We start from the raw sequence: 24,586 nt of genomic DNA on the forward strand, positions 1-24,586 counted from the left end.
CCGCGCATGCTCGCACGCGCCCCCGACAGGCTCACAGCGCCCGCTGCCACTCCGCGTCGACGCTGGCCTGCCGGAACCCGAGCGCCACGTTGATCGCGAGCATGTGCGCGTTCTCCTGCGCGTTCCAGGTGTGGATGCGCTCGGCGGCGGGCCGGACGCCCGGGAGCGCGTCGAGCACGGCGATCTTGGCCAGCATCCCGAGGCCGTTCCCGCGGTGCTCGCGCAGCACCAGGGTGTCGCCCTGGAACACCACGGCCGGCTTGTCCAGCGGGTACTCGACCATCGAGAACGCGGCGAGCGTCCGGGTGGGCACGTGCTCGACGACCGCCACGAGGAACCCCTGCCCGCGCGAGCGCATGTCGGCGGCGTTCGCGACGACGCGGTCGGCGTCCCACGGGTCCTCGGTCAGGTCGAGGCCGGCCGACGGGGCGTCGGTGCTCATCCGGGTCTTGAGCACGGCCAGCTGGTCGAGCCACTCGGCGGCGTACTCGTCCCGCATGGTGTGGACGCGGTAGTCGGGTCCGGGATCGCGCCGCAGCGGGCCCAGCACCGACTCGGCGACCGGGAGGTCGAGCACGGAGTGCCGGACCACCTGCTCGAGCGTGAACCCGCGGGCGAGCGCGAACCGGGTGGCGTCGTCGTGGAGCGGGATGCGTCCGCTGCCGGTCGGGGACTCGAGGGCGTCCGGCCCCGGCGGGGGCTCGGGCGCGTAGCTGGAGTCGGAGATGACGACCCGGCGGCCTGCGTCGCGGGCGATCGCGAGCCCCGCGTCCCAGAGCGTCGAGCCGATGCCGCGTCGTCTCCAGTCGGGGTGCACGGCGACGTAGACGACGGCGACGTGCGCGTTGCCGACCAGGGGGAGGCCGATGATCGCCCGTCCGACGACGGTCCGCGGCTCCCGCGAGCCGCGCGGGACCGCGACGAGGCGGTGGACCTTGCGGTGCGGCTCGCTGAGCGTGGCGCGGGTGGTCGGCACGTCGACGGCGAAGTCCGTCGAGCCGTGGATGGCCAGGTCGACGGCATCACTGACGTGCACCGTCCCCTCGACGGTCCAGGCGTCGGGGTGGGCGGGGTCCGCGGGGACGTGCACGAGGTCGATCATCCGACCAGCCTCGTGCCCGTCCCCGCGGTGCGGCAACGTCAATCGCGCAGGGCGCGCAGGGCGAGCACCGAGGTGGGCACGAGCGCCAGGTGGCAGCAGGCGAGCGCGACGGTGCTCGCGGTGTCGAAGTCCGCGGGGACGGTCATCACGAGGATCGTCCCGACGGCGAGCACGGGGGCGACGACGAGCGCGGTGGGGATCACCCACGACCAGCGCCGGAGCAGGGCGGCCACGGTGAGGCCGACGAGCAGCGGCACCGCGGTGAACCCCGCGACGGTCAGCGCGTCGACCGCCGACGGCGACCCGCCCGCCGCCGTGAACTCGTAGTCCGCCCCCGCCGCACGCCCGATCCCGTAGATCGCCAGGTTGACGACGACGGCGACGAGGACCGCTCCGACCACGACGAGCGTGGCCGGCCGCGTGCGCACCGGCGTGGCGGTGGCGGTCACTGCCGCACCAGGAACGCCTCGATGCGGTCGAGCGCCCCGACCCAGACCTCCTGCCCGAAGAAGTCACGCACCTCCACCGCCGGGAAGCCGCTCTGCACGATGGTCATGAGGGTGCCGCCCTCGACCGCTTCGAACGTGATGTCGACGCGCGTGGTCATGGACGAGCCGTCCGGGCCGCCGCCGGACGACTCGGTGACCAGCCGGTGCGGGCGGTCGATGACCAGGAACGTCTGGGTCTCGTGGAAGAGGGTGTCGCGGTCCGGCCCCCAGACGGCGGTCTGCTGGCCGCCGACGCGGAGGTCGACGGTGATCTCCACGATCCCAGGCGTCTCGTCGAGGATCGAGAACCAGATCTTCTGCTTCTCCGCGTCGGTGTACGCGTCGAACACCTGCTCCGGGGTGGCCGGCAGGACGCGCGTCATGCGCAGCTCGAGGGTGTCGGTGGTGGTCATGAGTCGGTGCCTCTCTGGAGTGTGAAGTAGGCCTCGAGACCGTCGAGCCGACGCTCCCAGAGCCGCTGGTAGAAGGAGATCCACGCCATGGCGTCGTCCAGTCGCTCCTCGCCGAGCCGGCACTGCCGCGAGCGGCCGACCTTCTCGGTGCGGACCAGTCCGGCGTCCTCCAGGACCCGGACGTGCTTGGTCATGCCGGTGAGGGTCATGCCGTGCGGCCCGGCGAGCTCCCCGATGCTGGCGGGGCCCTCTCCGAGTCGCGTGAGGATGTCGCGCCGGGTCGAGTCCGCCAGGGCCGAGTAGATCCGGTCGAGCGTGTCATGCTGAACCATGTGGTTCACCATAGGACACTGAACCGAATGGTGCAATGACGGGCCGTAGGATCGTGGGGTGCGAGCGATCAGAGGGAAGGTCGGCGTCGTCGCGGCCCTGGTGCTCGCGCTGGCGCTGGCGCTGTCCGCCCTGGCCGGGCTCGGGACGCGACCGACCGGGATCCCCGACGACGGACCGTGGGCGGTCCAGCTCACCGAGCCGGAGGGCGACTGGGCCTCGTGCCTCGACGATCCCGCGCTGACCAGCCCGACGACCTGGCAGTCGACCGTGACGGCCGTGTTCGCGACGGGAGCCACCGAGGCAGACGTGCAGCGCGTGCTCGACTGCCTCTCCGACGCGATGACCGGCGGGAGCGTCCAGGTCGGGACCGTCGAGCCGGTCGACGCCTAGCCCGTCACCGGTCGGTCAGGGCCAGCCTGGCGCCGAGGGCGACGAACGCGCCCGCGAAGGTCCGTCGCATCCACAGGACCACGCGCGGCCGGGAGACCACCTGCGAGCGCACGGCGGCCGCGCACGCGCCGTAGATCCCGAACACGACGAACGTCATCGCCATGAACACCCCGCTCAGCGCGACCATGTGCAGGAGCGCACCCGGCTCGTCGGGACGCACGAACTGCGGCAGGAACGCGAAAAAGAAGATCGTCAGCTTCGGGTTGAGCACGTTCAGCAGCACCGCGGACCAGATGACGCGGCCCGCGGACAGCGGCTCGGTCTGCCCGCTGACGACGATCTCCGACCGGTCCCGCCACATGCGCACAGCCATGTAGAGCAGGTAGGCGACGCCCAGGAGCTTGAGCGTCTGGAACGCGACCGCGCTGGTGTTGAGCACCGCGGCGAGCCCGGTCATCGCGGCGACGACGTGCGGCATGATGCCGAGCGTGCACCCGAAGGCGGCCACCAGGCTGGCGCGCGTGCCGCGCGAGAGGCCGGCGCTCAACGTGTAGATGACGCCCGTGCCCGGGGTCGCGACGATGACCAGGGTGGTGAGCAGGAAGGCCACGGTCATGGCCAGCAGTCTGCCCCGCGTGCTACCGGGTGGCCAGGACCTCGTCGAGCACCGTCCGCAGGCGGACCGCGAAGTCCTCGGGCGTGCCGGTCGGGAGCGCGTCGACCGCGAACCACGCCACCTGCTCGCTCTCGTCACTGACGACGGGCACCGCGCCGGCGGGCGCGTAGGCGACGAACCCGACGTCCCAGTGCACGCGGCACCGACCGAAGGCGGCGGACAGTTCGTGGCGGTGCACGTCGGCGGGCAGAGGACCGCCGGGGAGCAGGTCGACGATGCCGCCCTCCTCACGGGCCTCCCGGTGGGCGGCGTCGGCCAACGAGGTGTCACCGGGCTCCAGGTGGCCACCCAGCTGCACCCAGAACTGCCCCTTGCGGTGGAAGCAGAGCAGCACGCTCGACAGGTCCGGCGTGAGGACGAAGCAGCTCGCCGTGAGGTGCTCGGGGGCCAGCGACCGGTCGATCGCGGCCGGCCCCGACGCGGCGACGAACGCGCGGTACTCCTCGAGCAGCCCGGCCTGCGCGGGGTCGTGGGGGGTCCAGGCATCGAGCACGTCGGTGATCACCGCGGCAGCGTACGGTGCCCGTTCCGAGTGGCCGGTCGGCGGAGCCGGGCTCATACTCGCCGACGTGACGATCCCCCACGAGACGCCCGCCGAGCAACGCCTCGACCACGCCCCGCTGCGGTCGGCGGTCATCGTCAACCCCAACCGGGTCGAAGGTCTCGACGAGCTCCGCGCCGGCATCCGGGAGCAGCTGGCCGAGGCGGGCTGGCCCGAGCCGGCGTGGCTGGAGACCACCGCGGAGGACCCGGGCACCGGCCAGGCCGAGCAGGCGGTGGCCGACGGAGCCGACGTGGTGTTCGTCGCCGGCGGTGACGGGACCGTGCGCGCGTGCATCGACGGGCTGGCCGGCACCGAGGCCGCGCTCGCGATCCTGCCGGGCGGCACGGGCAACCTGCTCGCGACGAACCTCGGCATCCCGACCAACACGATCGAGGGCGTGCAGCTGGCCCTGGACCGGGGCCGCCGCCTGGTCGACCTGGGCGAGGTCGAGGGCCAGACGTTCGCGGTCATGGCCGGCATGGGCCTGGACGCGGCGATGGTCGACGACGCCCCCACCAAGCTCAAGGCCGTGCTCGGGTCCGTGGCGTACGTGTACTCGGCGCTCAAGCACCTCAACGACGCCGAGATGAAGGTCGAGATCCAGGTCGACGACTACCCCGTCCTGCGCCGCCGCGCGCGCACGGTGCTCGTCGGCAACGTCGGCCGGCTCCAGGGCGGCGTGAACCTGCTGCCTGACGCCGAGCCGGACAACGGCCAGATGGATGTCGCCGTCCTGGCGCCGAAGAACCTGGGCCACTGGATCCAGACCGCGTTCGGTGTGCTGCGCCCGGGCCGCAACAAGGTGCCCAACATGGAGGTGCTGCGCGGCTCGCGGATCACCATCACCAGCGACCGCCCGCAGCCCCGTCAGCTGGACGGCGACGTGATCGAGCCGTCGGCCACCCTCGAGGTCACCGTCCGCCCGGACACCCTGTGGGTGTGCGTCTACCAGCCGGACACGTCCGAGGACCTGACCGAGGGTGCCCCGGCCGCCGACTGATCAGTCACAGCTCGTCGCGCGGCACCACCAGCACGGGCACGGGCGCGTGCCGGATGATGCGCGTCGCGTTGGTGCCCAGGAACACGCGGCGCAGCGCGCCCGCGCTCGACGAGCCGAGGATCAGCAGCTCGTTCGGCATCCAGTCGACGGACGTGAGCGCCTCCCACCAGCTGCTGCCGGACGCGACGACCAGCTCGACGTCGTCGTCCAGCTCGCCGCCGAGCCGGGCCTGGAGGGCGTGCTGCGCGTCGGCCATCTGCGCGCGCCACTGCTCGTTCACCTCCGCCTCGATGGCGGTGCCGACCTCGGGCGGGTACATGGTCGGCGACCGGACGCCGAACGTGGCGATCCGCAGCCGGACGTCGATCTCGCGCGTGAGCCGGGCCGCCCACCGGACGGCCGCGGAGGCGAGGTCGGTGCCGCTGAACGAGCAGGTGAGCCGGTGCGCGGCCACGTCGGCCGGGCTGGGCGGGCACCGGTAGGAGTGCGGCGCGATGGCGAGCGGGACCGGGGACGAGTGCAGCAGGTAGTCGGCGGTGGACCCGATCACCACGCGGCCCGGTGCACCGGCGGGCGACGAGCCGAGCACCAGGGCGGTCGCGTCCCGCTCCTCGGCCAGGGCGGCGAGCGCCCGCGGCGTCGAGCGGTCGTGCAGGCGGACGAACTCGATGGTCAGGTCGTCGGCGCGGCCGTCGAGGAAGTTGAGCACCGCGGCCTCCGCCTCGTCGGCCCGGGCCTGGACCCACTCCTGCATCTCGCCGTCGACCCGCGCCATCGACGGCACGGTCCAGCCGGGCGGGACGACGGTCGCGATCACCAGCACGTCCGGGCCTGTCGCCTCCGGCAGCGTGCGGGCCAGCGTGACACCGAGGTCGATCGCGGCGTGCGAGTCCCCGAAGGGGTTGGCGCCGACGACGATCGTCATCGGACCTCCTCGTCGTCCAGGATCCCGGCCTCGGCCGCGCGCTGGAGCACCGAGTGCTTGCGGCCCCACAGGAAGTAGAACGCGAGCACCACGGAGAGCCACAGCAGGAACCACGCGTACGTGTACCAGTGCAGCCCGGACAGGATGTAGAGGCAGGCCAGCACGGCGAGCACCGGGGTGACCGGGTAGCCGGGGACCTTGAACCCGCGGGGCAGGTCGGGGCGGGTGCGACGCAGGATGATGACGCCGACCGAGACCACGATGAACGCGATCAGGGTGCCGATGGACACCAGGTCCCACAGGTAGTCGAGCGGGATGAACGCGGCCAGCAGCCCGACGACGATCGCGACGATGACCGTGTTGTTCACCGGGGTGTGCGTGCGCGGGTTGACGCGGGAGAACGACTTGGGCAGCAGGCCGTCGCGACCGATGGCGAACAGGATGCGCGTCTGCCCGTACATCGTCACCAGGGTCACCGAGAAGATCGAGATGACCGCACCGGCGGACAGGATCGTGCCCGGCCAGGTGGCACCGACGACGTCCTCCAGGATCTTGGCCAGACCGGCCTCGCCCTGCTCGGTGTCGCTGAACGCCTCCCAGGGCTGCGTGCCGAGGGCGGACACGGCCACCAGGACGTAGATGGTGGTGACGATCGCCAGCGCGCCGAGGATCGCGCGCGGCATGGTCTTCTGCGGGTCGCGCACCTCGTCGCCCGCGGTGGAGATGGCGTCGAGACCGATGAACGTGAAGAAGATCGTGCCGGCGGCTGCCGTGATCCCCGTGACGCCCATGGGGGCGAAGTCCGCGAAGTTGTCGGCGTTGAACCCGGTGAAGGCGACCGCCACGAAGAGCAGCAGCACCGCCAGCTTGATGATGACCATCGCGGCGTTGATCCTGGCGGACTCGGACGCGCCCCGGATCAGCAGGACCGCGCACAGGGCGACCAGGATCAGAGCCGGCAGGTTGATCAGGCCCGGGTCGGCGTCCCACGGCGCGGCGGACAGCGCCGTCGGGATCTCCCAGCCGATCAGGTTGTGCAGCAGCTGGTTCAGGTAGCCGCTCCAGCCGACCGCCACGGCCGCCGTGGACACGCCGTACTCGAGGAGCAGGCAGGCCGCGACCCCCATCGCGACCACCTCGCCGAGCGTGGCGTACGCGTAGGAGTACGTGGAGCCCGAGACCGGCACCGCCGACGCCATCTCCGCGTAGGACAGCGCCGACAGCCCGGCGGCCAGGCCCGCGAGCAGGAACGAGATCACCACGGCGGGACCGGCGTCGGGCACCGCCTCGTGCATGACGAAGAAGACACCGGTGCCCACGGTCGCGCCGACGCCGAACATCATCAGCGTGAACGTGCCGAGCGAGCGCTCCAGACCCTCGCTCGACTTCGTGGACGCGGCGGTGATCGGCTTCCTGCGCCAGATCTGCGACCTCAGGGACACCTGCGGAACCGTCATGGGCGGGCCTCTCTGAGGGGGCCCACCTGCCCGGGCCGTCGCCGTGTGTCCCGCCACGGTAGGAGCAGGACGGGTCGGCGGCAAGGCTAGTGGAACGCGTCCAGATAGCACACCGGCGGCTCCCAGAACCCGCGATGAGACGGTGCGTGGTTTCGGGCACGCGGGCGCGAGTTTGTCGCTACTGTCCGCGCATGCTCATCACAACACTCGCCACCGAGGTGGCCACCACGACCGCCGAGGTCAACCCGATCCCCATCGTCTTCAGCAGCCTCGTCGGCTACCTGATCGGCGCCTTCTCGGTCTACGGGATCTTCAAGAAGGCCGGCGAGCCCACCTGGCAGGCGTTCGTCCCGTTCTGGAACACGATCGTCCTGCTCAAGGTCGTGGGCAAGCCGCTGTGGTGGTTCGTCCTGCTCTTCATCCCGCTCGTGAACATCGTGGTCCTCGTCCTGATCTGGCAGGCGCTGTCGACCTCGTTCGGTCACGGGGCTGGCTTCACGGTCGGCCTGTTCTTCCTGCCCGTCATCTTCCTCTACATCCTCAGCTACGACTCGAGCGCGTACCGGGGCGCGGACGCCGCTGCACCGGTCGGCTACGCCACCGCCTGACCCGTCCCTCCGAGGCGGCCGTACCCCACGGGGTGCGGCCGCCTCGTGCGTGGGTGACCATCGCGCATGACGACTTTCGACGCCCTCGCCGACGAGGGGTTCATCTCCCTGACCACGTTCCGCAAGTCCGGTGTCGGGGTGCCGACGACCGTGTGGGTGGGCCGCGACGGCGACGCCCTGCTGGTGACCACCCCGCGGGGCAGCGGCAAGGTCAAGCGGCTCGGGCGTGACCCCCGCGTCGAGATGACGCCGAGCAGCCGCTTCGGGAACGTCGACGACGACGCCCCCACGGTGACCGGCGTCGGCGCGATCCTCGACGACGACGCCGCGCGTGAGCGGTGCAACGAGGTGATGGTCGAGAAGTACGGCCTCGAGTACCGCGTGATGATGGGGATCGAGAAGCTGGGCCGCAAGGGCGACGACAACCGCGTGATCCTGCGCATCACGCAGGCCGGAGCGCGGGCGTAGCCTGCCCGCCGTGCCCCTGACCCACCAGCAGATCACCGCCACGCTGCGCGCCGCCGGCTGCGTGTTCGCCGAGGACGAGGCGGCGATCCTGCTCGAGGCGGGGTCCGACGACCTGGAGGCGCTGGTCGCGCGTCGGGTCGCCGGGCAGCCGCTCGAGGTCGTCGTCGGGTGGGCGCAGTTCTGTGGGCTGCGCATCGAGATCGACCCCGGGGTGTTCGTGCCGCGTCGCCGCACCGAGCTGCTGGTCCGGGAGGCCGCACGGCTGGCTCCGCGGACCACCGAGCCGGTCGTGGTGCTGGACCTCTGCTGCGGCTCTGGGGCGCTGGGGGTGGCGCTCGCGCACGAGCTCGGGTCGGTCGAGCTCTACGCGGCCGACGTGGAGCCCGCGGCGGTCCGCTGCGCGCGCCGGAACGTGGGGGCGGTCGGGGGGCAGGTGTTCGAGGGGGACCTGGACCAGCCGCTGCCGGCGTCGCTGCGCGGCTGGGTCCAGCTGCTCGTCGCGAACGTGCCGTACGTGCCGACCGACGCGATCGGCCTCATGCCGCCCGAGGCCCGGCTGCACGAGCCCCGGGTCACCCTTGACGGCGGTCCCGACGGCCTGGACGTGCTGCGCCGCGTGGCGGCGGCGGCGCCGCGTTGGCTGGCGCCGGGCGGGCACCTGCTGGTGGAGTCCAGCGAGGCCCAGGTGCCGCCCGCCGTGGCCGCGTTCACCGCCGCCGGGCTGGTGGCGCGGGTGGTCGTCGACGACGACACCGAGGCCACCGTGGTCGTCGGGACGCTGCCGTAGGGCTGCCGGACTGCGGCATGGGGCCGGTGGCAGGCACAATCAGCCCGTGAGCGATGCGTACGCCGGGCCCGAGGGGCAGGCCGACCCGACGTACCAGCGGTTCGCGCGCCTCGCGCAGGCGTACGTCGGTGCTCCGGTGTCGCTGGTGTCGTTCGTCGACGAGGTCGGCCAGGTGTTCCCCGGGGCGCTCGGCCTGCCCGAGCCGTGGATGTCGCGGCGCGGGACGGAGCTGTCGCACTCGTTCTGCCAGTACGTGGTGAGCTCGGACGCGCCGCTGGTGGTCACCGACGCCCGCGAGGTCGAGTTCCTGCGCGACAACCTGGCCATCCCCGACCTGAGCGCCATCGCCTACGCCGGCTTCCCGGTGCGCGACCTGGACGGCCAGGCGGTCGGCTCCCTGTGCGCGATCGACGACGAGCCGCGGGTGTGGACCACCGAGGAGCTGGCCGTGCTCGCCGACCTGGCGCAGGCGTGCTCGTCGGAGGTCCAGCTGCGGTCGCTCGGGGAGCGGGCGCGGCGGGCGCAGCGCGCGGCCACGCAGAGCGACCGGCACGCGCGGCTCCTGCTGCTCATGTCGGAGGCGTTCGCGGACGCGGTGTCCGTGGACGACGTGCTGGACACCATCCAGCGGGTCGCGGTGACGGCGGCCGGCTCGCGGCGGACCGCGGTGGCGGTGGTGCACGAGCAGCACCTGCGCTGGGTGCGTCACGAGGAGGTCGACGGGGTGCCGGCGGTGCTGTGGAGGGACGTGGCGCTGTCCGACGCGCGGTGGCCGTCCGTGGTGGCCGTGACCGGCGGGGGCCCGCAGATCTTCGAGGACGCCGCGGCCATGGCGGCCGCCTTCCCCTCGACCGCCGGCCTGGGCGGTGACGGCGCGCTGGCGATCCTGCCGCTGACCGCGGCGACCGGGGTGCTGGGCGCGGTGCTGCTCCGGTGGGAGCTGGCGCGGGACATGGACGCCGACGCCCGGTCGGTGCTCAGCGCGCTGGCCGCGTACGCCGCCCTGGCGCTCGACCGCGCGCAGCTGCTGGAGGCGCGGCGGGAGGTCGCGCACGTGCTCCAGGCCGCGATGCTGACCGACCTGCCGACGGTCGACGGCCTCACGATCACCGCCGCGTACGCCCCGGCCTCGATGGGCGAGGACGTCGGCGGGGACTGGTACGACGCCATCGCGCTGCCCGACGGGTCGACGGCGCTGATGATCGGCGACGTGACCGGGCACGACATGGGCGCCGCGGCCCTCATGGGGCAGCTCCGGTCCATGCTGCGCGGGCTGACCTGGACCTTCCAGGAGCCGCCCGGCGCCATCCTGCGCCGGCTGGACGACGCGAACCTGGGCGTGGGGCTGCGGGCGACGGGCTCGGCCGTGCTGGCCCACCTGGACCCGCCGGGCGCGGACGGCGGTCGCGAGCTGCGGTGGTCCAGCGCCGGCCACCCGCCCCCCGTGCTGCTGCGGACCGACGGTACGGCCGACGTGCTGGAGGGTGAGCCGAGCATGCTGCTCGGGTTCCGGGCGGGGGTGGCCCGCCACGACCACACGGTCACGCTGTTCCCCGGCGACGTGCTCGTCCTCTACACGGACGGCCTGGTGGAGCGCCGGCGGGAGAACCTGCGTGCGGGCCTGGCCCGGCTGGTCGCGACGGTCGTCTCGGCGGCGTCCGGAGAGCCCTGGAAGCTGATCGAGGCGCTGGCCCCGGCGGAGATCCGTCGCGACGACGTGGCCGTCCTGACGGTCACCGTCGGATGAGCACCGTCGGATGAGCACCGTCGGGTGAGCACCGCCGTCGACCGCCTGGGCGCGATGGCGGACCCCGAGCGGGCGGCCGGGATGGCGCGGTTCTTCAAGAGCGGGCCGGGAGAGTACGGCGAGGGCGACCGCTTCCTCGGGTTGACCGTGCCTCAGGTGACGACCGTCGCCAAGGAGAACCTGGGCCTGCCGCCGGCGGCGCTCGAGGAGCTGCTCGAGGACGAGCGGCACGAGGTGCGGCTGCTGGCGCTGAAGATCATGGCGCTCGAGTGCGCGGCGAAGCGGACCTCGTCGCAGCGGCGGCGCGAGCTGCTCGACCTGTACCTGCGGCGCACCGACCGCGTGAACAACTGGGACCTGGTCGACGCCAGCGCGCCGGACGTGCTCGGCCGCGCGGTGCTGGCCGGTCTGTCGACCGACGTGCTCTACCGCCTGGCGGCCTCGGACCTGCTGTGGGAGCGCCGCATCGCGATCGTCGGGACCTTCCCGCTGATCCGCTCCGGGTCCCTGGACCACACGTTCGCGCTGGCCGCGCTGCTGGAGGCGGACCGGCACGACCTGATGCACAAGGCGATCGGGTGGATGCTGCGCGAGGCGGGCAAGAAGGACGAGGCGCGACTCCTTGCCTACCTCGACGAGCATGCCGCGACGATGCCGCGGACCACCCTGCGGTACTCCCTGGAGCGACTGGATCCCGAGGCGCGGGCGCACTACATGCAGGCGAGGAAGCGCGTCAGCTGACGACCTCCAGCCAGTGCGGGTTGGTCATGATGCCCAGGAGGTTGCCGAACGGGTCGACCACCGAGGCGGTGATGAACCCGGCGCCGCGCTCCACGATCCCCTCGTGCTCGGTGGCGCCGAGCTCGAGGAGCCGTGCGAGGGTGCCCTCGAGGTCGTCGACGTGCCAGGAGACGACGGCCCCGGTGGGACCACCCGCGCCGGGGACGTAGCGGCGGTCGATGATCCCGAGCTCGTCGAGGTGGTCGCCGATCCGGAACTCGACGTAGCCGTCGCGGACGAAGTACGGCTCGAAGCCGAACAGCTCCGTGTACCAGGCGCGCGCGGCGTCGAGGTCGTCGGCGAAGAAGGAGACGTTGGCGAGGCCGCGAAAGGTGTTCGTGTGTGTCGTCATGTCTCCACTCTCCGCACCTAAGTGCTCACCGTCTGAGCACTTTCTGATCCACTCTTGAGGCATGCGCGCAGACCGGTTGGTGGCCACCCTCCTGCTGATGCAGGCACGCGGGCGGGTGACCGCCGCGGAGGTCGCCGACGAGCTCGAGGTGTCGGTCGCGACGGCCCGGCGTGACCTCGAGGCACTGTCCACCGCGGGCATCCCGGTCTACCCGCAACCGGGTCGCGGGGGCGGCTGGTCGCTCGTCGGCGGTGCGCGGACCGACCTCACCGGGTTGACCGCGCCCGAGGCGCAGGCGCTGTTCCTGCTGCTCGGGTCGTCCTCCGACCGGTCGGCCGAGGCCACCTCGGCCCTCCGCAAGCTCGTCCGGGCCCTGCCGGCCACGTTCCGGGCGGAGGCCGAGGCGGCCGGGCGCGCGGTGCTGGTGGACCCGGTCGGGTGGGGCTCGTCGGCCCGGGCACGGCAGCCGTGGGTCGCGGAGCTCCAGGGGGCGGTCGTTCGCCGGCGGCAGGTGACGCTCGTCTACCGGGGCCGTGCCGGCGAGTCCGAGCGGACCGTCGACCCGTGGGCGCTCGTCGACAAGGGCGAGCACTGGTACCTCGTGGCCGGGACACCCGCGGGCCGGCGCACGTTCCGGCTGGACCGGATCATCAGCCTGGCCGTGCTCGACGCAGCGGCGGTGCGGCCCGACGACCTCGACGTGGCCGGGATCTGGGAGTCGGTGGTCGACGAGGTCGAGGAGCGCCGCTCGCGGGTGACCGCGACCGTGCTGACGACCCCGTTCCACGTGCGCGTGCTGCGCGGCCAGTTCGGGCGGCACGTCACCGTGCTCGGGGCCGACGCCGACGGCCGGGTGCGGCTCGAGGTGGGGTCGCACACCGCCCGGTCGGTGGCCGAGCACCTGGCGGGGTTCGGTGCGGCGGTGGAGGTGCTGGAGCCGGCGTCCGTCCGGGCCGAGCTGGCGGTGCTCGGCGCCGAGCTGGTCGGGCTGTACGGGGGTGTGGGTGGTCCTCGCTAGCGTCCCGACCATGATCACCGAGGGAACGTTCACGGTCAGCGGGTTCGCCGGGGTGCCGGTCGCGCAGGATGCCGAGCCGGTCAGCACGGCGCTCTCCGTGGGGGTGGCGACGATGGTCAAGCAGTACGCGGGCGGCGTCGCGGGCCGCTCGACCACCCTGTTCACGTCGGCGTTCGACCCGGAGCGAGGCGTCGGCACGTACGTCGCGATGGAGTCGTTCGAGGGCAGCCTCGACGGGCGCTCCGGCACCTTCAACTTCGTCCACGCGGCCTCGACGCACGGCACGGACCGGTACGACGAGCACTTCGTGGTCGTCCCGTCGAGCGGCACCGGCGAGCTCGCCGGCATCACGGGCAGCGGCGCGCTCGAGGTGGACGCGGACGGCACGCACCGGATGCGGTTCGACTACACGCTGGACTGAGCGCCGTGCTCCGCGGCCGCGAGGTGCGCGAACGTCAGGAGCTGCTTGCGCATCATCACCAGGTCGCCCCACGCCAGCAGCCACGCGCCCACCGCTCCCGGTCGGCTGGTCGGCTGCGGGGAGCGGAGCACCGCCACCAGCCGGCTGCGCTCCCGGCCGCTCGGGAGGACCGCGTAGGTGACGGCGACGTCCCCGAACATCCGGGCGCCGGCCGGGTTCATCCGCACGGTCAGGTGATCGTCGGTGGCGAACGAGACGAGCGTGAAGATCCGCGAGAACGTCTGGCCCACCTCCAGGTCCCACGTCCAGGGCAGCGGTCTGCGAGGGCTGCGGCGGCCGGCGTTGTCGATCCAGTCGTAGCTGTAGGGCGCGACGCGGAACTGGCACAGCCACCGGTAGACCACGTCGGGCGGCGCCGCGACGTCCACGCCGCGGAACAGCCGCTGGGCGGGAGCCGGGACCAGGTCGTCGCACGGGTAGGAGCGGTGCTGCTCGGACCCGGTCACGCCCCACGCCGTGGCGATCGTCATGGCAGTCACGCTAGGGCGAGCCCGACGTGCGCGCCCCGACCTCTCAGCGCGCCCTCAGCGCGGCAGGGCGCGGACCGTGTTGTTGCGGGCGTCGTGGGTCAGCTCCGCCAGGCCGAGGGCTTCGAGCAGCGGGGGCAGGTACATGCCGAACCGGCCGCGGTAGCCCTTGCGCAACCCGTACCAGCCGCCCACCGGGTTGGACTCGTCACGACCCCACGCCTCGACGGTCCCGGGCGCGGCCGGCTTCAGCTCGTCCGCGGCGCCGAGGGGCACCGCGCCGCCCTGCTCCAGCAGCCACGCGTGCAGGTCGTCGACCGCGCTGAGGTGGTACCTCAGCGTCGTCGAACCCACCTGGCAGACGAGCGCGGGCGGGTCGGCGGACTCGTCGCGGTACATCGAGTACGCCGACGAGCCGGGTGCCGTGGTGAGCTGCCAGGGGTCGTCCTTGGTTCCCGTGCCGGCCATGGGGCTCTCCCTCGAGCGTCGGCGGATCGTGTCGGTCCACTATCGACCCGCGCCCGATACGCTCGCGACCGGCATCGACTCGGGGAGGCTGGATGAGCGGGCTGGTGGCTGCAGGACTGGTGAGCGCGGTGCCGGACGAGCCCTGGTACGTGGTCGTCGCGACCCTCGGTCCGCTGGTGGCGGCCTTCGGCGCGATCGGTGCGCTGATCGTCGGGATCCTCACGGTGCGGCAGCGCACCGGCGCCGACTCCCGCGCGCAGTGGTGGGCGCGTGTGCAGTGGGCCGTGGACCTGTCGTTCTCGCCGGACGAGAGCAAGCGGGCGGTGGGGTTCGACGCGCTGGCGCTGCTGGCGTCGTCCCCGCTGGCCGGTCCCGACGACGACGCGTTCCTGGCGGGCCTGTCGCTCGACGTGCTCGACGCCGCCGCGGAGCGCGGGGCCGGCGACGATGCGGACTTCGTCCCCGCCGACGACCTGACCCCGGTGCGCCCGTCCACCGCCCGGCCGATGGTCCCCGTCTCCCGGTCCGAGGTGGCGGCGGCGCGGCTGCGCGTGGTCACCGACCGCGGGCGCGGCCGCGCCACCCCGGCGTGGATCGCCCGGCTGGCCCAGACCGGCTGACCAGCGGGGACGTCACCCGATCGGGCAAACACTTACCGACCTGTCAGGGTTGACACGAGTCACCAACTGAGTACCTTTCGTCCTGACCGGCACCGAATGTCCGGTCACCGGCGCCAACGGCGGTGCCTCCTCGCGCGCGGGGAGCCGTCTTGCGACGTCCCCTGTGCGGAGAAAGGTCCCTCATGCTCCTTCGTAGGCAGAGCCCCTCGCGTCCCCGACGCCGGCGGACGGCGACGGTTCTCGCGACCGCGCTCGCGGTCGCCCTGGTCCCCCTGATCGCCGCACCGGCCCAGGCGGCGCCACCGGTCGACCTCGGCCCGAACACAATCGTGTTCGACCCCAGCCAGCCGATCGAGCAGATCCAGGCGACGGTCGACGCCATCGCGACCCAGCAGGTCCCCGCGCACTTCGGTCAGGGCCGGTACGCGCTGCTGTTCAAGCCCGGCACCTACGGGACGCCCGAGCAGCCGCTCCGGTTCGAGGTCGGCTACTTCACCGAGGTCGCCGGTCTGGGGCAGGACCCGGGCGACGTGGTCATCAACGGCGCCATCGAGGTCTACAACCAGTGCCTCCCCGTGCCCGAGGGCGCGGACCCCAACTGCATCGCGCTGGTGAACTTCTGGCGCTCGCTGTCCAACCTGACCATCCAGTACGCGGCCGGTGACGCCGACGGCTGCCGCAGCTCGGCCAACTTCTGGGCCGTCTCGCAGGCCGCCCCGATGCGGCGCGTGAACGTCACGGGCGCCAACGTCAGCCTGATGGACTACTGCACGGCCGGCCCGCAGTACGCGTCCGGCGGCTTCATCGCCGACTCGACGCTGCCCTTCGTGGTCAGCGGCAGCCAGCAGCAGTTCCTGGTCCGGAACGGCTCGGTCGCCGGCTGGAGCAACAGCGTCTGGAACCAGGTGTTCGCGGGCGTCCAGGGTGCTCCCGCCACGAACTTCAGCCCGGTGGTCGGCGAGCCCAAGTACACGACGCTCGACACCACACCGGCCTCCAAGGAGAAGCCGTACCTCTACGTGGACGACGCCGGCAAGTACCAGGTGTTCGTCCCGGCGGCGCAGAAGAACTCCGCGGGAGCCACCTGGGCCGCGGGCAGCACGCCCGGCAAGTCGCTGCCGCTGAGCAAGTTCTTCGTCGCCAAGCCGGGTGACAGCGCCTCGAAGATCAACACCGCGCTGGCCCTCGGCAAGAACGTGCTGTTCACGCCCGGCGTCTACCACGTGAACCGGACGCTCAACGTGATCTGGCCCAACCAGGTGGTGCTCGGCCTCGGGCTGGCGACGATCATCCCGGACAACGGGGTGGTCGCCATGCAGACGCTCGACGTCCCCGGCATCGACATCGCGGGGATCATGTTCGACGCCGGCACGAAGAACTCCCCGGCGCTCCTGCAGCTGGGCACCAAGCTCTCCACGATCGACGGCAAGCACAAGAAGCCGCGGCTGAGCAGCGCGAACAACCCGACCGCGGTGCAGGACGTGTTCTTCCGCATCGGTGGCGAGGACGTCGGCAAGGCCACGCAGAGCCTGGTGGTCAACACCAACCAGACGATCATCGACCACACGTGGGCGTGGCGGGCGGACCACGGCACCGGCGTCGGCTGGGACATCAACACGGCCGAGACCGGCGTGCTGGTCAACGGCAACGACGTCACCGCGACGGGCCTGTTCTCCGAGCACTACCAGAAGTACAACGTCATCTGGAACGGCGAGCGCGGCAAGACGATCATGTTCCAGAACGAGCTGCCCTACGACGCGCCCGACCAGGCGTCCTGGCAGCACGACGGCGTCAACGGCTGGGCCGCCTACAAGGTGGGCGACAAGGTCAAGGTGCACGAGGGCTGGGGCATGGGTGCGTACATCTACACCAACGTGAACCCGACCCTGCACCTCAGCCGGGCCTACGAGGTGCCGGTCACGCCGGGCGTGAGGCTGCACAACGTGCTGACGGTCTCGCTGAACGCGGCGGGCACCATCGACCACGTGGTCAACGACACGGGCGACCCCGTGACGCCGACCTTCGCGGGTCCGAGCACGGTGCTGGAGTGGCCGGTCCCCTGAGCTGACCGGTGAACGGCGAAGGGCCTGACCGTCGCGGTCAGGCCCTTCGTCGTCAGGTTCGCAGGACGGCCCGTCCCGCTCGGCGCAGCGCTCGCCCGACCTCGGCGGGCTCGACCCCCGCGCCGGTGGACATGGCCCCGTCGCGCAGGATGACGAGCTGCACCGCGACCGAGCGGGGCTCCGGGAGGCCCAGCTCGGTGGCCAGCTCCTCGGCCACGTCCCGGAGCCACTGGCGGTGCCGCTCGGCCACGGCGCGGACGGGGTGCGTGACGTCGGGGTACTCCGCGGCCGCGTTGAGGAACGGGCAGCCGCGGAAGGCGCCCCCGCACACCTGGGCCGCGAGCTGGTCCGCGTAGGCCGCCAGGACCGCCGTCGGATCACCGACGTGCTCGGCGCGCCAGGCCAGGACCGCGTGCCGCTCCGCCGCGGCGACCGTCTCAAGGTACGCCTCGACCAGGTGGTCCTTCGTCGGGAAGTGCCGGTAGAAGGTCACCTTGGTGACCCCGGCCTCCGCCATGACCGCGTCGGCGCTGACCGCGCGGATCCCCTCGAGGTAGAACCGGGGCGCCGCCGCGTCGAGGATCCGACGGGCGACGTCGGACTGCCCGCCGTCGCGCGTCGGCCGCCCGACGATCGGGGCGTCCGCCAGGGCGGCTGTCATCGCGGCAGCACCTCTGCGGGCTGCGCAGCCAGCGCGGCACGCAGCGACCGCCAGGCGCCCGTCGACCACAGCGCCCAGAGCACCAGGACCGGCTGGCCGAGCAGCCGGACGGCGCGCGCCGTGTCGGACTCCAGCCCGAAGGCGTCGGTCCGGGTGACCAGCTGGGAGATGTTGCCGGGGAAGATCGCCACGAAGAACCCGGCGGCGATCCACCCGACGGCCGCACGCCGCCGGCCTGGCGCGGCGAGCAGGGCCACCCCGAGCGCGATCTCCACCACCCCGGACGCGAGGACGACGGCGTCCGGGTCGGCCGGGAACCACGTGGGCACCTGCGCCTGGAACTCCTCGCGCGCGACCGTCAGGTGCGAGGTCCCCGCGAACGCGAGGGTGGCGCCGAGCCACAGTCGGCCGACCGTCCGGCGGATCCCGCTGCCCCGGCTGGGCGGGTCCGCGACGACGTCGCCGCGGAGCACCGTCGCGAACGCGCGGGCGGTCCGGGAGACGTTCATGAGGCGTCGGTCGTCGTCGTCAGGCGGACGGCGATGTTGCCCCGCGTGGCGTTCGAGTAGGGGCAGACCTCGTGCGCGCGGGCCACGAGGCGCTCGGCCGTGGCCTGGTCGAGCCCGGAGATCTCGGTGTGCAGCGCCGCCTCGATGGTGAAGCCGCCGGACTCGGTGGTCACCAGGCCGATCTCCGCGACGACCGCCGAGTCGGACAGCGGGGTCTTCTCCGCAGCCGCGACCGTCTTGAGGGCCGAGTGGAAGCACGACGCCCAGCCGGCGGCGAAGAGCTGCTCCGGGTTGGTGCCGCCGCCGCGACCGCCGAGGGCGGCGGGGACGGCGAGCGTGAGGTCGAGGGTCCCGTCGTCGCTGACGGCCCGTCCTCCGGCGCGGCCCTCCCCGGTCGCGGTGGCGATGGCGGTGTAGAGAGCGGGCACGAGGGATCTCCTTGGTAGACGAACTAGTACACCTACCTTAGCCCCTCGTCGTCCGGGAGGGCGATGCCGAAGATCTTGCGACGCGGTACGCCGAGGGTGTCGGCCCCGGGTTCCGGGCCCGGGAAGCCCCCCGCGCGGGGCGGCCCGACCCACAGCCGCCACCACCCCTCGGTGTCGCGGAACACCTGCCCGGGGGTCTCCAGCCGCGCCCGGCCGGCGGCGGCGAGCTGCGCGCGCGCGGACTCCTCGTGCGACGGCGGCACGAACCCGACCACGTGGTTGCGGCACACCACGACGATGCGCCTGCCGCCCTCCGACTCGAGCGTCAGCTCGACGGGCACGGGCACCTGCGAGGCGCGCTCCGCAGGACTCAGGGCGCCCGCGAAGCCGGTCTGGAGCGCGACCGCCTCGCCGGCGACGAACCCGTCACCGACATCCGCGAGAACCACAACTCGACGCGCGAAGAGCCTCACCGGACCAGCGTCCCACGCGAACTCGTCGCCACCCGCTGTCGAAGCCGCCGCCGCCCGTTCGACGTCCATGGTGAAGGCACCGCCCCGGCACTAGCGTCGAGGTGGCCACCGAGCGGAGGAGAGCACCATGAAGGTCCTGGTCATGATCAAGGGCGACGGAGCCGACGAGGACAAGATCGCGCCCACGGACGAGATGTTCCGGGAGATGAACGTCTACAACGAGCAGCTGGTGAACGCCGGGATCATGCTCGTCGGCGAGGGGCTGCAGCCGAGCAAGGCCGGCGCCAAGGTGGTCCGGGACACCAGCGGCGAGGTCTCGGTGGTGGACGGCCCGTTCGCGGAGGCCAAGGAGATCATCGCCGGCTACTGGATCTGGCAGGTGAGCTCGCTGGACGAGGCGGTCGAGTGGGCCAAGCGGTGCCCGTCCACGCAGGGCATGCGCTCGGTGCTCGAGATCCGGCCGTTCTTCGAGATGGAGGACTTCGCGAAGGTGGTCTCGCCCGAGGTGCTGGAGCGGGAGCAGGCGATCGTCGACCGGCTGAAGGCCCAGCAGGGCTGATGAGCGACGCGCGGCGGACCGTCGAGGTCATCTGGCGGATCGAGTCGCCGCGCCTCATCGCCTCGCTCACCCGCCTGGTCCGGGACGTCGGGCTCGCCGAGGAGCTGGCGCAGGACGCGTTCGTGGCCGCGCTGGAGCAGTGGCCGGTCACGGGCGTCCCGGACTCGCCCGGTGCGTGGCTCATGGTCACCGCGCGGCACCGGGCGATCGACCTGGTCCGACGGGAGCGGAACCGCGACGCCAAGTACGCCGTCGTCGCGCACTCGCTGGTCGACGAGGCGGCCGCGGACAGGATCGTCGACGAGCCCATCGGCGACGACCTGCTCGCGCTGGTGTTCCTCACCTGCCACCCGGTGCTGCCGCGGGAGTCGCGGATCGCGCTCACCCTCCGGCTGTTCGGCGGCCTGACGACCGACGAGATCGCCCGCGCGTACCTGGTCCCGTCGCCCACGATCGGCCAGCGGATCTCCCGCGCCAAGCGCACGCTGGCCGAGGCCCAGGTGCCGTTCGAGGTGCCGCAGGCGGACGCACTCCCGGCGCGGGTGGGCTCGGTGCTCGAGGTGGTCTACCTGATCTTCACCGAGGGCCACTCGTCCACCAGCGGCGAGCGGTGGGTGCGCCGGGACCTGGCCGACGAGGCGATGCGCCTGGGCCGGGTTCTCGCCGGGCTCCTCCCGCGCGAGCCGGAGGTGCACGGGCTGGTCGCCCTGATGGAGCTCCAGGCGTCCCGCTTCGACGCCCGCGCCGACGGCGTCCTGCTGCAGGACCAGGACCGCCGACGGTGGGACCGGACGATGATCGCGCACGGCCTGGGGGCGCTGGACCGGTCGATCTCGCTGGGCCGGCCGCTCGGTCCGTACACCGTGCAGGCGGCGATCGCGGCGTGCCACAGCCGTGCCCGGTCGTTCGACGAGACCGACTGGGAGGCGATCGTGGCCCTCTACGACGCCCTGGCGCAGCTGGCCCCGTCCCCCGTGGTCGAGCTCAACCGGGCCGTCGCGGTGCTGCACGCGGACGGGCCGCAGGCGGCGCTCGACGCCCTCGACGCCGTGCACGCCGACCCGCGGCTGGCGCGGTACCACCTGTACGGGGCGGTCCGTGGGGACGTGCTGCTCCGGCTCGGCCGGGCCGACGAGGCGGCCGACGAGCTGGAGCGGGCGGCGGCGCTGGCTCCGACGCGGCGGGAGAGGGACCTGCTGATGGCTCGCGCGGCTGCGGCAGGCGTCGAATCTCCGGAGACCGATGTCGGTGCCGGCTGACAGCATGGGTGGCATGACCGAACCGACGCAGACGGACGTGGAGGTCCCCGCGCCCGAGCGACCCGGGTGGCGCCGGGACGTCACGATCTTCCTGTCCGGCCAGACGGTCTCGCTGTTCGGCTCGATGCTCGTCCAGTACGCCGTGATGTGGCACCTGACCCTGGAGACCAAGTCCGGCGGGGTGATGGCCCTGTACGCGGTGTTCGGGTTCCTGCCGCAGGCGGTGATCTCGATCTTCGGCGGCGTGTGGGCGGACCGGCTGGATCGCAAGAAGCTGATCATCGGCGCCGATGCCACCATCGCGATCGTCACGCTGGCGCTCGCGATGTTCATGGCGGCCGGTGCCACGGACCTCTGGCTGATCTTCGTGGCGATCGCCATCCGCTCGGCCGGCGCAGGGATCCAGATGCCGGCGGTCGCCGCGCTCCTGCCGCAGATCGTCCCGGCCGACAAGCTCATGCGGGTCAACGGCATCAACGGCACCATCCAGTCGGCCATGATGCTCGTCGCCCCGGCGGCCGCGGCCGCGGTCTACGCCAGCATGTCCATCGTGGCGGTGTTCTACATCGACGTGGTGACCGCCGTCATCGGGATCGGCCTGCTGCTGCTGATCACGGTCCCGCGGCTGGTGCGCTCGGCGGAGACCGAGCACCTCGGCTACTTCGACGACCTGGTGGGCGGCGTCAGGTACGTCGCCTCGCACGCGTTCGTCCGCTGGGTGCTCGCCCTGTACGCCGTGGTGTTCGTGCTCATCGTGGCGCCGTCGTACCTGACGCCGCTGATGATCGTGCGGACGTTCGGCGAGGAGGTGTGGAAGCTGACCGCCAACGAGCTCGCGTTCAGCATCGGCATGGTGCTCGGCGGCGCGGCGGTGGCCGCCTGGGCGGGGAAGTGGAACCGGGTCCGGATGATCCTGGGCTCCACGCTGGTGTTCGGTGGCATCTCCGTCGGGCTCGGCCTGTCCACCAACCTCTGGGTGTTCTTCGGGTTCATGTTCCTGCTCGGGCTGGCCGTGCCGGCGTTCTCCACCCCCTCGTTCACGGTGCTCCAGGAGACCGTGGAGCCGGAGATGCAGGGACGGGTGTTCGGGTTCGTCGGCATCGTCATGGCCGTGTCGATGCCGTTCGGCATGGCGGTCTTCGGGCCGCTCGCGGACCGGTTCTCGGTGGAGTCGCTGCTGATCTGGTCCGGGGTCGCGCTGCTGCTGGTGGTGGCGCTGGCGCTGATCGTGCCGGGCGGGCGGCGGGCGATCCACGCGGCGAACGCGCACGCCGAGGCGTGAGGGCGTCGGGCACGATGGGCGCATGATCGCGCCCTTCACCCTGACCGGCCGGCACGTCCAGCTCGAGCCGCTGGCCCTCGCGCACGTCGACGCGCTCGCCGTGGCCGCCGCCGAGGAGCGCGGCAGCTACGGGTTCACATGGGTGCCCGACGGCCTCGACGAGACCAGGACGTACGTCGAGGCCGCCCTCGAGCACGCCGCGGGCGGCCGCGCGGTGCCGTTCGCGGTGCGTCGCCTGACGGACGGCGCGCTCGTGGGCAGCACACGGTTCCTGGACCTCGAGGTGTTCGCGGACCCGGCGCCGTGGCCTCCCGGCATCGGGGTCGGCGGAGCGCCGAGCGACGAGCACCCGCCGTCCGTCGCCGAGATCGGGAGCACCTGGTACGCGGCGTCGGCGCAGCGCACCGCGGTGAACACGGAGACCAAGGTGCTGCTGCTCACGCACGCGTTCGAGACGTGGAAGAGCCTGCGCGTCACCCTCAAGACCGATGCGCGCAACGCGGCCTCACGGGCGGCCATCGAGCGGATCGGCGGGACGTTCGAGGGCGTCCGCCGGGTCCACACGGTGGCCACGGACGGCGGTCTGCGGGACACGGCGTACTTCTCGATCGTCGCCGCGGAGTGGTTCGCGGTCCGCGCGGGACTGGTCAGCCGGCTGGGCTGAGCGCGTCGCGGCTGCGGGTGAGGAAGTCACGCTCCGCGTCGTTGGCGGTCAGGGCGAGCGCGGCGTCGTAGGCGGCCGCTGCGTCCGTCGACCGGTCGAGGCGGCGCAGCAGGTCGGCCCGGACGGCGTGGAACAGGTAGAACCGCTCCAGCGGCAGCCCGTCCACCAGCGCGAGCCCGGCAGAAGGCCCCTCCAGCTCCGCCACCGCGACGGCCCGGTTGAGCGCGACCACCGGGCTGGGGGAGATCGACATCAGCTGGTCGTACAGGAGCACGATCTGCCGCCAGTCGGTCCCGGCCGGCTCGCTGTGCACCGCCTGCATCGCGGCCTGGAGCTGGTACGGACCGAGGTGGTCGCGCCGCAGGCACCGGCGCACCAGGTCGCGACCCTCGTCCAGCTGCTCCGCGTCCCAGAGCGCGCGGTCCTGGTCGCGCAGGAGCACCAGCTCCCCGGTGGCCGTCACCCGGGCGTCGCGGCGGGCGTCGGTGAGCAGCATGAGCGCGAGCAGGCCCAGGGCCTCGGGCTCGTCGGGCATGAGCTCGACCAGGACGCGGCCCAGCCGGATCGCCTCGGCGCAGAGGTCGTCGCGGGTGAGGGCGGCCGAGCCGGTGGTGAACACCAGGTAGACCACCGCCAGCACCGCCCGGAGCCGGTCGGGCAGGTCGGCGTCGCGGGGCACCCGGTAAGGGATGCGGGCGTCGCGGATCTTGCCCTTGGCGCGCACCAGCCGCTGCGCCATCGTCGGCTCCGGTACCAGGAACGCCCGGGCGATCTCCTCGGTGGTCAGCCCGCCGAGCAGCCGCAGCGTGAGCGCCACCTGAGCCTCGACGGACAGCGCGGGGTGGCAGCAGGTGAACACGAGCCGGAGCCGGTCGTCGCGCACGGGCCCCACCTCCACCGGTTCCTCGCGCTCGTGCAGCAGGGCGGCCTGGGCGTGCCGGTCGTCCCGGGACGCCTCACGGCGCAGGCGGTCGATCGCCTTGCGCTTGGCCGTGGTGATGATCCAGCCGGCCGGGCTGGGTGGGACGCCGTCCGCGGGCCAGCGCTGGACTGCTGCGACGAACGCGTCCTGCACCGCTTCCTCCGCGACGTCGAGGTCACCGAAGGACCGGGCGAGGACAGCGACCGCGCGGCCGTGCTCCGCGCGGAACACCCGCGCGATCGCGTCCTCGTCGGTCACTGGTAGCGGAACGGCCGCACCTCGATCGGCAGCCCCGTGGCGACGGCCAGCTTGCCGCCCCAGTCGAGGGCCGCGTCGAGGTCGTCGGCGTCGATGATCGTGAAGCCGCCCAGGTGCTCCTTGGCCTCGACGTACGGGCCGTCCGTGGTGACCACCTGACCGTCGGTGGCGCGCAGCACGGTCGCGGTGCTGGGCTGGTGCAGGCCGCCGGAGTAGACCCAGACGCCGGCGTCGTGCATGGCGTGGTCGACCTCCCCGACCGCCTTCATGATCGGCTCCAGGAACTCCGGGTCGGGGGCCGGGCCGACGGGCTCGATGACGCTCAGCAGGTAGTGGCTCATCACGTTCTCCTCGGTGTGCGTCGCCGGCCCTGCGCCGGCTGCT

At 72.7% G+C, this 24,586-nt stretch carries 32 protein-coding genes; 15 read left to right on the forward strand and 17 right to left on the reverse strand.

Annotated elements, in window-relative coordinates; all coding sequences use genetic code 11:
* Nucleotides 1-31 precede the first annotated feature (31 nt).
* Genes HP550_RS18200 through HP550_RS18215 form a run of 4 tightly spaced genes read right to left on the reverse strand, consistent with a single transcriptional unit; the run spans nt 32 to nt 2,335 of the window.
* Complete coding sequence (locus tag HP550_RS18200) at nt 32-1,102, reverse strand: GNAT family N-acetyltransferase (protein WP_175349087.1); 1,071 nt, start codon at nt 1,100-1,102, stop codon at nt 32-34.
* Between the two features lie 38 nt (nt 1,103-1,140).
* Entirely contained in the window at nt 1,141-1,551 is a 411-nt protein-coding gene (locus tag HP550_RS18205) for a DUF6069 family protein (protein WP_210768264.1), read from the reverse strand.
* Nucleotides 1,548-2,003, reverse strand: a complete 456-nt coding sequence (locus tag HP550_RS18210; protein ID WP_175349088.1) for an SRPBCC family protein — start codon at nt 2,001-2,003, stop codon at nt 1,548-1,550. The genes HP550_RS18205 and HP550_RS18210 overlap by 4 nt, the downstream gene beginning before the upstream one ends.
* Entirely contained in the window at nt 2,000-2,335 is a 336-nt protein-coding gene (locus HP550_RS18215) for an ArsR/SmtB family transcription factor (protein WP_175349089.1), read from the reverse strand. Before HP550_RS18215 ends, HP550_RS18210 begins: the two co-directional genes overlap by 4 nt.
* Nucleotides 2,336-2,393: 58 nt before the next feature.
* Here HP550_RS18215 and HP550_RS18220 point away from each other — a divergent pair, with 58 nt between their 5' ends.
* Nucleotides 2,394-2,726: a hypothetical protein gene (locus tag HP550_RS18220; RefSeq protein WP_175349090.1), complete on the forward strand. Its 333-nt coding sequence runs from the start codon at nt 2,394-2,396 to the stop codon at nt 2,724-2,726.
* Between the two features lie 4 nt (nt 2,727-2,730).
* Here the strand turns inward: HP550_RS18220 and HP550_RS18225 are convergent, their stop codons facing one another.
* Nucleotides 2,731-3,342 (reverse strand): LysE family translocator, encoded by a 612-nt coding sequence (locus tag HP550_RS18225; RefSeq protein ID WP_175349091.1) that lies wholly within the window; start codon nt 3,340-3,342, stop codon nt 2,731-2,733.
* A gap of 22 nt (nt 3,343-3,364) precedes the next feature.
* Nucleotides 3,365-3,907: an NUDIX hydrolase gene (locus HP550_RS18230; RefSeq protein WP_343048252.1), complete on the reverse strand. Its 543-nt coding sequence runs from the start codon at nt 3,905-3,907 to the stop codon at nt 3,365-3,367.
* A 64-nt stretch (nt 3,908-3,971) separates the two neighbouring features.
* Here HP550_RS18230 and HP550_RS18235 point away from each other — a divergent pair, with 64 nt between their 5' ends.
* Complete coding sequence (locus tag HP550_RS18235) at nt 3,972-4,946, forward strand: YegS/Rv2252/BmrU family lipid kinase (RefSeq protein ID WP_175349093.1); 975 nt, start codon at nt 3,972-3,974, stop codon at nt 4,944-4,946.
* 4 nt (nt 4,947-4,950) lie between these two features.
* Here HP550_RS18235 and HP550_RS18240 read toward each other — a convergent pair whose 3' ends face one another.
* Both HP550_RS18240 and HP550_RS18245 read right to left on the reverse strand, forming a co-directional pair.
* On the reverse strand, nt 4,951-5,871 hold the full coding sequence (locus HP550_RS18240) for a universal stress protein (RefSeq protein ID WP_175349094.1): 921 nt from the start codon (nt 5,869-5,871) through the stop codon (nt 4,951-4,953).
* Nucleotides 5,868-7,328, reverse strand: a complete 1,461-nt coding sequence (locus HP550_RS18245) for an APC family permease (protein WP_175349095.1) — start codon at nt 7,326-7,328, stop codon at nt 5,868-5,870. Before HP550_RS18245 ends, HP550_RS18240 begins: the two co-directional genes overlap by 4 nt.
* A 191-nt stretch (nt 7,329-7,519) precedes the next feature.
* Here HP550_RS18245 and HP550_RS18250 point away from each other — a divergent pair, with 191 nt between their 5' ends.
* From HP550_RS18250 to HP550_RS18270, 5 genes are all read left to right on the forward strand, one after another.
* Entirely contained in the window at nt 7,520-7,936 is a 417-nt protein-coding gene (locus HP550_RS18250; RefSeq protein WP_175349096.1) for a DUF5684 domain-containing protein, read from the forward strand.
* Nucleotides 7,937-8,002: 66 nt separating this feature from the next.
* Complete coding sequence (locus tag HP550_RS18255) at nt 8,003-8,404, forward strand: PPOX class F420-dependent oxidoreductase (protein WP_175349097.1); 402 nt, start codon at nt 8,003-8,005, stop codon at nt 8,402-8,404.
* Nucleotides 8,405-8,414: 10 nt separating this feature from the next.
* On the forward strand, nt 8,415-9,191 hold the full coding sequence (locus HP550_RS18260; RefSeq protein ID WP_175349098.1) for a putative protein N(5)-glutamine methyltransferase: 777 nt from the start codon (nt 8,415-8,417) through the stop codon (nt 9,189-9,191).
* A 46-nt stretch (nt 9,192-9,237) separates the two neighbouring features.
* Nucleotides 9,238-10,938 carry a SpoIIE family protein phosphatase gene (locus HP550_RS18265; RefSeq protein ID WP_175349099.1) on the forward strand — a complete coding sequence of 567 codons (1,701 nt, stop codon included), beginning with the start codon at nt 9,238-9,240 and terminating at the stop codon, nt 10,936-10,938.
* A 24-nt stretch (nt 10,939-10,962) separates the two neighbouring features.
* On the forward strand, nt 10,963-11,679 hold the full coding sequence (locus tag HP550_RS18270) for a DNA alkylation repair protein (protein WP_210768266.1): 717 nt from the start codon (nt 10,963-10,965) through the stop codon (nt 11,677-11,679).
* Here the strand turns inward: HP550_RS18270 and HP550_RS18275 are convergent.
* Nucleotides 11,672-12,070 carry a VOC family protein gene (locus HP550_RS18275; protein WP_175349100.1) on the reverse strand — a complete coding sequence of 133 codons (399 nt, stop codon included), beginning with the start codon at nt 12,068-12,070 and terminating at the stop codon, nt 11,672-11,674. The genes HP550_RS18270 and HP550_RS18275 overlap by 8 nt on opposite strands.
* A gap of 61 nt (nt 12,071-12,131) precedes the next feature.
* Here HP550_RS18275 and HP550_RS18280 point away from each other — a divergent pair, with 61 nt between their 5' ends.
* Both HP550_RS18280 and HP550_RS18285 read left to right on the forward strand, forming a co-directional pair.
* Nucleotides 12,132-13,088: a helix-turn-helix transcriptional regulator gene (locus HP550_RS18280; RefSeq protein ID WP_175349101.1), complete on the forward strand. Its 957-nt coding sequence runs from the start codon at nt 12,132-12,134 to the stop codon at nt 13,086-13,088.
* Nucleotides 13,089-13,098: 10 nt separating this feature from the next.
* The gene (locus HP550_RS18285) at nt 13,099-13,509 is read left to right on the forward strand and encodes a DUF3224 domain-containing protein (protein ID WP_175349102.1); all 411 of its coding nucleotides are present in this window, start codon (nt 13,099-13,101) and stop codon (nt 13,507-13,509) included.
* Here the strand turns inward: HP550_RS18285 and HP550_RS18290 are convergent.
* Together HP550_RS18290 and HP550_RS18295 are read right to left on the reverse strand one after the other, a co-directional pair.
* Nucleotides 13,494-14,039 (reverse strand): SRPBCC family protein, encoded by a 546-nt coding sequence (locus HP550_RS18290; protein ID WP_210768267.1) that lies wholly within the window; start codon nt 14,037-14,039, stop codon nt 13,494-13,496. The two genes, HP550_RS18285 and HP550_RS18290, sit on opposite strands and share 16 nt — an antisense overlap.
* A 54-nt stretch (nt 14,040-14,093) precedes the next feature.
* Nucleotides 14,094-14,504 carry a DUF6855 family protein gene (locus HP550_RS18295; protein WP_175349103.1) on the reverse strand — a complete coding sequence of 137 codons (411 nt, stop codon included), beginning with the start codon at nt 14,502-14,504 and terminating at the stop codon, nt 14,094-14,096.
* A 92-nt stretch (nt 14,505-14,596) separates the two neighbouring features.
* Between HP550_RS18295 and HP550_RS18300 the strand changes: the two genes are divergently transcribed.
* Together HP550_RS18300 and HP550_RS18305 are read left to right on the forward strand one after the other, a co-directional pair.
* A complete protein-coding gene (locus HP550_RS18300; RefSeq protein ID WP_175349104.1) occupies nt 14,597-15,124 on the forward strand; it encodes a hypothetical protein in 528 nt (175 codons plus the stop codon).
* 182 nt (nt 15,125-15,306) lie between these two features.
* Complete coding sequence (locus HP550_RS18305) at nt 15,307-17,187, forward strand: adenylyl cyclase (protein ID WP_175349105.1); 1,881 nt, start codon at nt 15,307-15,309, stop codon at nt 17,185-17,187.
* A 52-nt stretch (nt 17,188-17,239) separates the two neighbouring features.
* Here HP550_RS18305 and HP550_RS18310 read toward each other — a convergent pair whose 3' ends face one another.
* The 4 genes from HP550_RS18310 to HP550_RS18325 are packed head-to-tail and all read right to left on the reverse strand — an operon-like array spanning nt 17,240 to nt 19,258.
* Entirely contained in the window at nt 17,240-17,848 is a 609-nt protein-coding gene (locus HP550_RS18310) for a TetR/AcrR family transcriptional regulator (RefSeq protein ID WP_175349106.1), read from the reverse strand.
* Nucleotides 17,845-18,357, reverse strand: coding sequence for a DoxX family protein (locus tag HP550_RS18315; protein ID WP_246281001.1), 513 nt, complete (start codon nt 18,355-18,357; stop codon nt 17,845-17,847). Before HP550_RS18315 ends, HP550_RS18310 begins: the two co-directional genes overlap by 4 nt.
* On the reverse strand, nt 18,354-18,785 hold the full coding sequence (locus HP550_RS18320) for an Ohr family peroxiredoxin (RefSeq protein ID WP_175349107.1): 432 nt from the start codon (nt 18,783-18,785) through the stop codon (nt 18,354-18,356). Before HP550_RS18320 ends, HP550_RS18315 begins: the two co-directional genes overlap by 4 nt.
* Nucleotides 18,786-18,817: 32 nt before the next feature.
* Nucleotides 18,818-19,258 carry a hypothetical protein gene (locus tag HP550_RS18325; protein WP_175349108.1) on the reverse strand — a complete coding sequence of 147 codons (441 nt, stop codon included), beginning with the start codon at nt 19,256-19,258 and terminating at the stop codon, nt 18,818-18,820.
* Between the two features lie 127 nt (nt 19,259-19,385).
* On the opposite strand from HP550_RS18325, the gene HP550_RS18330 reads away from it, so the two are divergent.
* The 4 genes from HP550_RS18330 to HP550_RS18345 are packed head-to-tail and all read left to right on the forward strand — an operon-like array spanning nt 19,386 to nt 23,022.
* Nucleotides 19,386-19,817, forward strand: coding sequence for a YciI family protein (locus tag HP550_RS18330; RefSeq protein WP_175349109.1), 432 nt, complete (start codon nt 19,386-19,388; stop codon nt 19,815-19,817).
* Entirely contained in the window at nt 19,817-21,076 is a 1,260-nt protein-coding gene (locus tag HP550_RS18335; RefSeq protein ID WP_175349110.1) for an RNA polymerase sigma factor, read from the forward strand. The genes HP550_RS18330 and HP550_RS18335 overlap by 1 nt, the downstream gene beginning before the upstream one ends.
* A gap of 13 nt (nt 21,077-21,089) precedes the next feature.
* Nucleotides 21,090-22,358 carry an MFS transporter gene (locus HP550_RS18340; protein WP_175349111.1) on the forward strand — a complete coding sequence of 423 codons (1,269 nt, stop codon included), beginning with the start codon at nt 21,090-21,092 and terminating at the stop codon, nt 22,356-22,358.
* A gap of 22 nt (nt 22,359-22,380) precedes the next feature.
* A complete protein-coding gene (locus HP550_RS18345) occupies nt 22,381-23,022 on the forward strand; it encodes a GNAT family N-acetyltransferase (protein ID WP_175349112.1) in 642 nt (213 codons plus the stop codon).
* Here the strand turns inward: HP550_RS18345 and HP550_RS18350 are convergent.
* Nucleotides 23,006-24,202: a sigma-70 family RNA polymerase sigma factor gene (locus HP550_RS18350; RefSeq protein WP_175349113.1), complete on the reverse strand. Its 1,197-nt coding sequence runs from the start codon at nt 24,200-24,202 to the stop codon at nt 23,006-23,008. The genes HP550_RS18345 and HP550_RS18350 overlap by 17 nt on opposite strands.
* Nucleotides 24,199-24,543, reverse strand: coding sequence for a YciI family protein (locus HP550_RS18355; protein WP_175349114.1), 345 nt, complete (start codon nt 24,541-24,543; stop codon nt 24,199-24,201). The genes HP550_RS18350 and HP550_RS18355 overlap by 4 nt, the downstream gene beginning before the upstream one ends.
* Nucleotides 24,544-24,586: the final 43 nt, after the last annotated feature.

Origin of the sequence: Cellulomonas humilata (assembly GCF_013359775.1) — a bacterium.
In the GTDB taxonomy this organism is placed as follows: domain Bacteria; phylum Actinomycetota; class Actinomycetes; order Actinomycetales; family Cellulomonadaceae; genus Cellulomonas; species Cellulomonas humilata.